The sequence below is a fragment of the Mesorhizobium sp. M7A.F.Ca.MR.176.00.0.0 genome (assembly GCF_004023165.1).
GTDB lineage: Bacteria > Pseudomonadota > Alphaproteobacteria > Rhizobiales > Rhizobiaceae > Mesorhizobium.
Window position 1 is genome coordinate 4,763 of record NZ_RZTC01000009.1, and the last position, 8,671, is coordinate 13,433.

The window sequence follows — 8,671 nt, forward strand, 5'->3', positions numbered from 1 at the left end:
CGTGCGGCCGGAAAAGATTTCCGGCCAGAACCGCGATGCCGATTGCAGGAAGGACATTTGCGCCGCAAACACGCCTTCGGCCATAGCGGCGGTCTTCTCGTTTACCGCACGCGCGGTCTCCGTGCTCCATGGCTGACTGCTCCCGCCATCCATGGTCATCAACGGCAGCCGCATCATCGCCACCAGCGGCGCCAGCATCAGGTCACCGCCGATGCTGGCCGCTTCTTGCGTCCGTCGGCTCTTGCCGGTCTTTCTCATGGAAACAAAACCCCTTGTCGCGGCCGAATCAGCCGCAGCCCCACACACTACGCGCTTGTGGTGGAATTCGTTCGCTCCCCGCGTCAGCATGGCCTCAAGGCTGGGCGCTCCCGCCGAGGAGCGCCCAGCCGAGGGGTCGAGTTCTACCGCTTGCGCAGGTCGGCTTGCGCCAGATCCAGCGCCTTCGAGATGCGGTCGCAGGCCATATCGATCGTATCACGGGTCCAGATCAGCGGCGGCGACAGGATCATCGTGTCGCCGGTAGCGCGCAGCATCATGCCGTGCGCGATGGCATGATCGCGCACGGTTACCGCCGCACTTCCAGCCGGCAGGAACCGCTCCTTGGTCGCCTTGTCCTTGACGATCTCGATTGCGCCCATCAGTCCGATCGAACGCACCTCGCCGACCAGATCATGTCCGGCAATGCGCTCCTGCAACGCCTTGGCGAAGTAAGGGCCGGTATCGTTCCGGACGCGATCGACCAGCCCTTCGCGTTCGATGATCTCGAGGTTCTTCAGCGCCACGGCGCAGGCCACCGGGTGGCCGGAATAGGTGTAGCCGTGATTGAACTCGCCGCCCTTCTCGACCAGCGTCGAGGCGATGCGGTCGCCGACCAGCAATGCCGACAGCGGTTGATAGCCCGAGGTCAGCGCCTTGGCGGTGGTGATCGTATCGGGCTCGATACCGAGCGTCTGGGCAGCGAACCACTCGCCGGTGCGGCCATAGCCGGTGATGACCTCGTCCAGCATCAGCAGGACATCGTATTTGCGGCAGATGCGCTGCACTTCCGGCCAGTAGCTCGCCGGCGGTATCTTCACGCCACCGGCCCCCATGACCGGCTCGCCGATAAAGGCGGCAACCTTGTCGGCGCCGGCTTCGAGGATCGCCTCCTCGACAGCCCCGGCCGCGCGCAGGCCGAAATCATGGTCGCTCTCTCCCGGCAGCGCCAGTTCATAGGCGTAGGGCATCATCACATGGACGATGTTGGGCACCGCACCGTTGAGCTGCTTGTGCATACCATCCATGCCGCCGAGCGAGGTGCCGGCAACGGTCGAGCCGTGATAGGCCATCTTGCGCGAGATGATGCGGTTCTTCTCCGGCTGGCCTTCCAGCACCCAATAGTGGCGCACGAGACGCAGTGCCGTGTCATTGGCCTCCGAGCCCGACGAACCATAGAACACCTGGTTGACGTGCTTCGGCGCGATCTCCGCCAGCTTCTTGGACAGCAGCACCGGCGTCGGCGTCGAGCATTTGAAGAAGGAGTTGTAATAAGGCAGCTCCTTCATCTGGGCATAGGCGGCCTCGGCCAACTCGTCACGGCCATAGCCGATGTTGACGCACCACAGCCCGGCCATGCCATCGAGGATTTCAGCCCCCTCGGAATCGTAGATGAAAGGGCCATTGGCATGGGTGATGATGCGCGACCCGGTCCCGCGCATTTCCTTGTGGTCGGTGAACGGATGCAGATGATGCGCGGCGTCGATCTGCTGAAGCTGCTTCAGCGAATAATTCTGATAGGTCATGTCTGATCTTCCCTCTGGATTCTATCCGGCAAGCCGGGGCGAATGCTTCAGAGGCAGAGCGGTGGCGAATAGCCGATGCGGGCGCACAGCCGCAAAAGCTCGGCGCGCAGCGTACGCGGTGACGGCGTCACCGCGACCCGCAATGCGCGAGCCTCAAATGCGCCAACCAACATCCTGACGAGAGCCATGGCTGGCACCTTAGAGCAAAGGCTGGTCGAGGAGAACCACCCTTTGCTTGGACCATAACGGAATGAGTCTAGGCCTTGGCTGTCAGCGCCCTCTGCAGGAAGACATATTTCATCGCCGTCTGCGCCGCCTGCGGCCGGCGGTCGCCACGCCCGCCATGACCACCCTCGGTCTCCTCGAAGAACAGCGTCCTGGCATGGCCGGCTTCCTGCAGGCGGGCGGCCATCTTGCGCGCATGGCCGGGATGGACCCGATCGTCAGCGGTCGATGTGGTCAGGAGCACAGGCGGATAGGCGGCAGCGGCGTCGACATGCTGGTAGGGCGAGTAGGCTGAAAGCCACTTCGCGTCTTCGGGTTTCGACGGATCGCCATATTCGGCCATCCACGAGGCGCCAGGCGGCAATTCGGCGTAACGCAGCATGTCGAGCAGCGGCACCTCGATGATGACGGCGCCGAATAGCTCGGGATGCTGCGTCAAGGAAACGCCGGTCAGCAAGCCGCCATTCGAACCACCCTGGATGCCGAGTGAGCTTGCTGTCGCGATGCCGCGCTTGACGACGTCCTGCGCGACCGCTGCGAAATCGTCGAATCCGTTTTGGCGATTGCCCTTGAGCGCCGCTTGATGCCAGGCCGGGCCGAACTCGCCGCCGCCGCGGATGCAAGCCTGCACATAGGCATTGCCCTTTTCCAGCCATAGCCTCCCGCGCACGCCGGCATAGCCGGGCAGCAGCGGCACTTCGAAACCGCCATAGCCGTAAAGCAGCGTCGGCACCGGCCCCTTCTGATCGCGCCGCCTGACGACAAAATAAGGGATCATCGTGCCGTCCTTGGAACGCGCCTCGAACTGTTCCGAGATGAGCGGCGAGGCATCGAAACGCGCCGGCTGCGACTTCACGGTAGCGAGCGTCTCGCCATTGTCGTCAGACCAGATGATCGAACTCGGGGTCAGGAAATCGGTGAAGGAAAAGGACACGCTCGAGCCGAACTGCTCGGCATGGCTGATGCCGACATTGCCATTTTCGGGCAGCGCCACCGGTTTCAGCGACCAGTTGCCATCCTTGCGCTCGCAGACGACGACCTTGCCGCGCACATTGTCCATCAGGCTGATGAACAGCCGGTCCTGCGTGCGGGCCATGCCGGCGATGGAAACGCGATATGCCGGCTCGAACAAGGTTTCGACAGATCCGAGCGCGCCGGTCTCGACCCAGTGCGCCAGATCCAGCGAATAGAGGCCGTCGGGCTTGCAAACCGTGCCGTCGGGCGACGTCCATGGACTGCGCACGCCGAACACGAGCTGATCCCTGAATATTGCCGTATCGGTCATGTCGTCCGGTAGCGGCAGCTGTTTGTTTTCGCCGGAAGGCAGCCGAAGGAAGATGTGCGAAGCGAAGAAATTCAGCGTTCGAGCCAGGACCAGATAGCGTCTGTCACCGTCGTACTCGACAGCGGCACCAACGGCGAGATCCTCTTTCTGCGCCTCGAAGATCGGCGTCGCGTCTTCCAGCTTGGTATCGCGCTTCCACAGCTTTATGACTCGCGGATAGCCGGACTCGGTCTTGTCGGCCTCGTCGAAAGCGGCGGAAACAATCACGGTGTCCTTATCCAGCCAGCTGAAGCCCGACTTGGAAGCGGGTGCACGAAACCCACCCTCGACAAAAGACTTGGTCGCGATGTCGAATTCGCGCATCTCGCTGGCGTCGCCGCCATCCGGCGACATACTCACCAGGCAACGGTTGAAGTCCGGATAGAGTCGGCTTGCGCCGCCAAAAACCCATTTTATCCCCTCCTTCGCCGCAAGCTGGTCGAAGTCGATGATCGTTTCCCAGTCGGGCTTCTCGATCTTGTAGGAAGCGACGGTCGTGCGGCGCCAGAGGCCGAGCACATTGGTCTTGTCCTGCCAGAAATTGTAGACATGGCCGGCTTTTGCCGCGCCGACCGCGATGTTGTCCTCGGCCGTCATCAGGTCGAGCGCGGTCTGGAACGACGCCTGATAGGACGGATCGCCCTGCAATTCGCCAACCGTGATCTCGTTCTGGCGATGTACCCAGTCGAGCGACTGCTTGGCTGTCCTGTCCTCCAGCCAGAGGAAGGGATCGTTGGTCGTGGGGGCCGAATTCGGCGTCTGGGTGGCAGGCTTGGTCATCAGGTCTCCGATAAACGCGTTGCTTTGAAAAAGCCAACGCCGATAGGCCGTATCGATAGAGGCTTTCCGCCCACCAGCGAGGCTAGCAATAGCCAGCGCCAGGCACATCAAGCCAAGCGTGATCGGCAGACCTCTCGCGCCCATAAAATCCATGGCGCCCCCCGCCAGCGGCGGCACGGCGATGCCGCCGACGCCCCACATCAGGGAAAAGGCCGCATTGCCGGCAACCAGTGCGGAGCCGGTGAAGCGTTCGCCGAGCTCGATGATCGACATCGTGTAGATGCCGTAGGAAACCGCACCCCAGATAAAGATCATTGGCCAGATCAGCGGCGACTCGATGAGAAGCGGAAGCAGGACGCAACCGAGCACCGTGATCGCGACGCAGGCAAGCCGCACCAGGCGCGCGGAAAGCCTTTCCGCCAAAAGGCCGAGCGGCACCTGCATGGCGATATTGCCTGCAATCATCACCGACAGCAGCGCCGACATGCGGGTCTCGGTGATGCCGTGATGGGTGCCATAGACAGGCAGCAACGCCAGCGCGCCCTGTTCGAAGCCGGCGGCGACTATGACGGCAAACAAAAGCAGCCACGCCAGCGGCACGAAACCCAGGACGGAAACTTGATGCCCGGCCTCGTCGACCTTGGGCAAGCGCGGCAGCACCAAGCCCAGGCAGATGCCGCACAGCACGAAGGCGGAGATGCCGACGAGGAAGGGCGGCCAGCCCTCAGTGCCGACTGCAAGCAGGCATAGCGGCCCGGCCGCGAAACCGGCCGAGATGATCGTCGAATAGACACCCATGACGCGCCCTCGCCGCGCCGGCGGCGCCAGCGCGATGACCCAGATCTCGCTCAGCACATAGAGCGGGTTGGTCACCACACCGATCAGGAAGCGCAGGGGAAACCACAGATAGACATTCTGCGTCCAGCCGATCAGCGCCAGCACGACAGCCGAAAGCGCCGCACAGGTAAGCGCTGTGCGCCCTGCCCCGAACCGGCGGGCCAGCGCCGGGATCAATGGCGACGACAGGATGAAACCAATCGGCGTCATGGCCGCCGACAGGCCGATCATCGCCGGCGAAACGCCCTGGCGCTGCAGGATGAAGCTCAGCAGCGGATAGGACAACCCTTGCGCGATGGCGAACACCGAGACGGTCGCGATCACACCGGTGATCGCCGCCCATTGCATCGTCTCGTCCTCGTTCGATTCAACCAAATTCATTGTGCGCACCGCTATCGAGGCTGCAGGATTAGCGATTGAGCAACGCGGTGGTAAGCCCCTGGCAGGCGAAAACCGCTTGCTCCAGACAATGCCTGTCAGGAGGTTGGGCCTGTCAGGAAGTTGGGCCTGTCAGGAAGTTGGGCCTGTCAGGAAGTTGGGCCGGTCAGGAGGTTGAGCTCGTCAGGAAGCTCGGCGCACGGACGACCGATACAGCGCGAACATCACCAGCACCGCGTCGAGGCCGGCGATCACGACCGGCAGCCCGAGCGGGCCGATGCCTTGCATGAGCACGCCGGCACCGGGTGGGCCGACGATGCCACCGACGCCCCACATCAGTGCAAAGGCAGCGTTGCCGGCGACCAGCACAGAGCCCTTGAACCGGCTGCCGAGTTCGACCAATGCCATGGTGTAGACGCCGTAACCGACCGCGCCCATCACCAGCAGCACGACCCAGATCAACGGCGTTGTGATCAGCAAAGGCAGCAAAAGCGCGCAAACGGTTGTTGCCAGCGCGCAGACGATGATCATGGCGCGGCCGCCAAAACGCTCCGCCAGAAGGCCGAGTGGTATCTGCAGCAGGATGTTGCCGAGGGAAAGCGCCATCACCAGCGAGGCCAGAACGGCTTCCGCCAGGCCATAGCTGGCGCCGAAGACCGGGACCAGCGCATAAGTGCTCTGCTGAACCGCCGCCGAGACAAGCACGGCAAGCAGCAGCGCAGGCGCCACCTTGGCAAAGCCGACAAGGCCGCTGGCAGGCTGGTCGTCATCCTCGAACCCGGTCAGCTTAGACGAGACCGCGTGCAGGATCACCGCGCAGAGCGCGAAACCGGCGACGCCGACCATGAAGGGCGCCCAGCCCGACGTACCGAGCAGGGTCAGCGCGAATGGTCCGGCGGCGTAGCCGGCGCCCATCAGCGTGTTGAACACGCCCATCACCCTGCCGCGCCGCGATGGCGGCGCCAGCGACAGTGCCCACACCTCGCCGAGGATGTAGAGCGGGTTGATGACGACGCCGATGATGAAGCGGATGACGAACCAGGCCACCCAGTCCTGCAGATAGCCGATACCCAGGAAGCAGAGCGCGCCGATCAGCGAGCAGCCGACCGCCAGATTGCGTGCACCGACAAGCCGCACAGCCGCGGGCACGAAAGAAGCCGAAAGGATCAGCCCGAGCGGCATCATCGCCGCCGACAAGCCGATCAGCGCTGGCGACATGCCTTGTTTCTGCATCAGCAGCGTGAACAGCGGCGAACTCAACCCCTGCGCCGCGCCGAACATCGCAAGTGCCGCGGTGACGCCGGCAAGCGCTGCCCACTGCGTTCCTGCTTCGCCTTCGTTCGAGCCGGTCGCAACCATGCTGCCATCCATGTGAATTGCTGGCCATCCGGCCGGCAAGCCCGAGTAGCTATCGGTTCGATCCAGGCAAAGGAAGGGCCGCCCGGCGAAATCCGCTTGCGCCAACGAGGCGGCGGGATCAGGCCGATGTCGTGGCCGCGCAACTGCCGTTCCGGCATGTCGCTTCCCTCGCCCTAGTGGTCGCCGCCTCCGCAATGGCTGGACAGCCGCCGGTCCATTATGCCGCCCGCTATCGCATCCTACGAGGACCATTCATGACCGCCGCCCTACAACCCTCAGAACCGGCATTGGCCACCGACCGCGCCCGTCGCGGCGGCCGCGCCGGAAAGCGCGCCGGCGGCTCGGCCGCGTTCGAGCAGCCGGCTTTCCGCCAGCTGAAAAACCCGCTGACGCCGACTAGGCTGGTCTCCGACGACGAGCTGGAATCGATCCACCTCGCCTCCCTGCGCGTGCTCAGGGAAATCGGCGTCGACGTGCTGCATGACGAGGCCCGCAGCATCATGAAGGCGCATGGCGCCGATGTGCGCGACGGCAGCGAGCGGGTGCGTTTCGACAGCGACATGATCCTCGAACTGGTGTCGCACTGCCCGTCGGAGTTCACCATCCATGCCCGCAATCCAGCGCACAATGTGCGCTTTGGCGGCAACAATGTGATCATCTCGATGATGGCGTCGGCGCCCAATTGCTCCGACATCGATCGCGGCCGCCGGCCCGGCAACCAGCAGGACTACCGCAATTTCTTAAAGCTCGCGCAGATGCACAACATCCTGAACTGCACGGGCGGCTACCCGGTCGAGCCGACCGATATCCATCCGTCCGTCCGCCACCTCGAATGCATCCGCGATCTCAGCGTGCTCACCGACAAGGTGTTCCACATCTATTCGCTCGGCAAGGAACGCAATGTCGACGGCATCGAGATCGCCAGGATCGCGCGCGGCATCAGCCACGAGCAGATGCTGGAAGAGCCGTCCGTCTTCACCATCATCAACACGAATTCGCCGCTCAAGCTCGACGTGCCGATGATGGAAGGCATCATCCAGATGTCGAGCAAGGGCCAGGTCGTCGTCGTGACGCCGTTCACCCTGTCGGGCGCCATGGCGCCTGTCACCATCGCCGGCGCACTGGTGCAGCAGAACGCCGAGGCGCTTGCCGGCATCGCCTTCGCCCAGATGGTGCGCAAGGGCGCACCCGTCGGCTATGGCGGCTTCACCTCCAATGTCGACATGAAGTCCGGTTCGCCGGCGTTCGGCACGCCGGAATACATGAAGGCGCAGCTCGTCGGCGGCCAGCTTGCCCGCCGCTACAACATTCCCTACCGCACCTCCAACACCTGCGCCGCCAACACGGTCGACGCGCAGGCGGCTTATGAAAGCGTGTTCTCGCTGTGGGGCGCCATCCAGGGCGGCGGCAATCTGATGATGCATGCCGCCGGCTGGCTCGAAGGCGGCCTGCGCTGCTCCTACGAGAAGACCATTTTGGACATCGACCTGCTGCAGATGGTGGCCGAATTCCTGACCCCACTCGATCTTTCCGACGAGGCACTCGGCTTCGACGCCATCCAGTCGGTCGGTCCCGGCGGCCATTTCTTCGGCACCCAGCACACGCAGGACCGCTACAAGACCGCCTTCTACTCGCCGATCCTGTCCGACTGGCGCAATTACGAGACCTGGGCGGAAGCCGGCTCGCCGACGGCGCTCGAAAAGGCCAACAAGGTCTGGAAGGAGCGGCTGGCGTCCTATGAGGAGCCTTACATGGACCCGGCCATCCGCGAGGAACTCAACGCCTTCGTCGCCAAGCGCCGGTCCGAAGGCGGCGCGCCGACCGATTTTTGATCGGCTCCCCGCCGACCACCCCATCTGATTCAGTTTACGCAAAAACGGACCTATCTTGATGAAATCTCACGTAAAAGCGGTTGTCATCGGCGGCGGCGTCGTCGGCTGCTCGGTTCTCTACCACCTGGCCAAGGCCGGCTGGACCGACATCATGC

7 protein-coding genes and 1 pseudogene are annotated in these 8,671 nt (G+C 63.6%); 2 read left to right on the forward strand and 6 right to left on the reverse strand.

The window, feature by feature from the left end; genetic code table 11:
• The 6 genes and pseudogenes from EOB59_RS05365 to EOB59_RS05390 all read right to left on the reverse strand — a co-directional run.
• A partial coding sequence (locus EOB59_RS05365; RefSeq protein ID WP_245486532.1) for a hypothetical protein occupies positions 1–258 on the reverse strand: 258 nt, incomplete at its 3' end.
• Positions 259–401: 143 nt separating this feature from the next.
• Complete coding sequence (locus tag EOB59_RS05370) at positions 402–1,781, reverse strand: aspartate aminotransferase family protein (protein ID WP_128287837.1); 1,380 nt, start codon at positions 1,779–1,781, stop codon at positions 402–404.
• A 47-nt stretch (positions 1,782–1,828) separates the two neighbouring features.
• Complete coding sequence (locus EOB59_RS05375) at positions 1,829–1,969, reverse strand: capsid protein (protein WP_127268233.1); 141 nt, start codon at positions 1,967–1,969, stop codon at positions 1,829–1,831.
• Positions 1,970–2,037: 68 nt separating this feature from the next.
• Positions 2,038–4,110, reverse strand: coding sequence for a prolyl oligopeptidase family protein (locus EOB59_RS37295; protein ID WP_128287892.1), 2,073 nt, complete (start codon positions 4,108–4,110; stop codon positions 2,038–2,040).
• 78 nt (positions 4,111–4,188) lie between these two features.
• Positions 4,189–5,328, reverse strand: a pseudogene (locus tag EOB59_RS37300) (MFS transporter); the annotation flags it as partial.
• Positions 5,329–5,508: 180 nt separating this feature from the next.
• Entirely contained in the window at positions 5,509–6,684 is a 1,176-nt protein-coding gene (locus tag EOB59_RS05390; RefSeq protein WP_127268230.1) for an MFS transporter, read from the reverse strand.
• Positions 6,685–6,938: 254 nt separating this feature from the next.
• Between EOB59_RS05390 and EOB59_RS05395 the strand changes: the two genes are divergently transcribed.
• Positions 6,939–8,516 carry a trimethylamine methyltransferase family protein gene (locus tag EOB59_RS05395; protein WP_127810210.1) on the forward strand — a complete coding sequence of 526 codons (1,578 nt, stop codon included), beginning with the start codon at positions 6,939–6,941 and terminating at the stop codon, positions 8,514–8,516.
• Positions 8,517–8,574: 58 nt separating this feature from the next.
• The coding region (locus EOB59_RS35980; protein ID WP_245486537.1) for an FAD-dependent oxidoreductase at positions 8,575–8,671 on the forward strand (97 nt) is incomplete at its 3' end.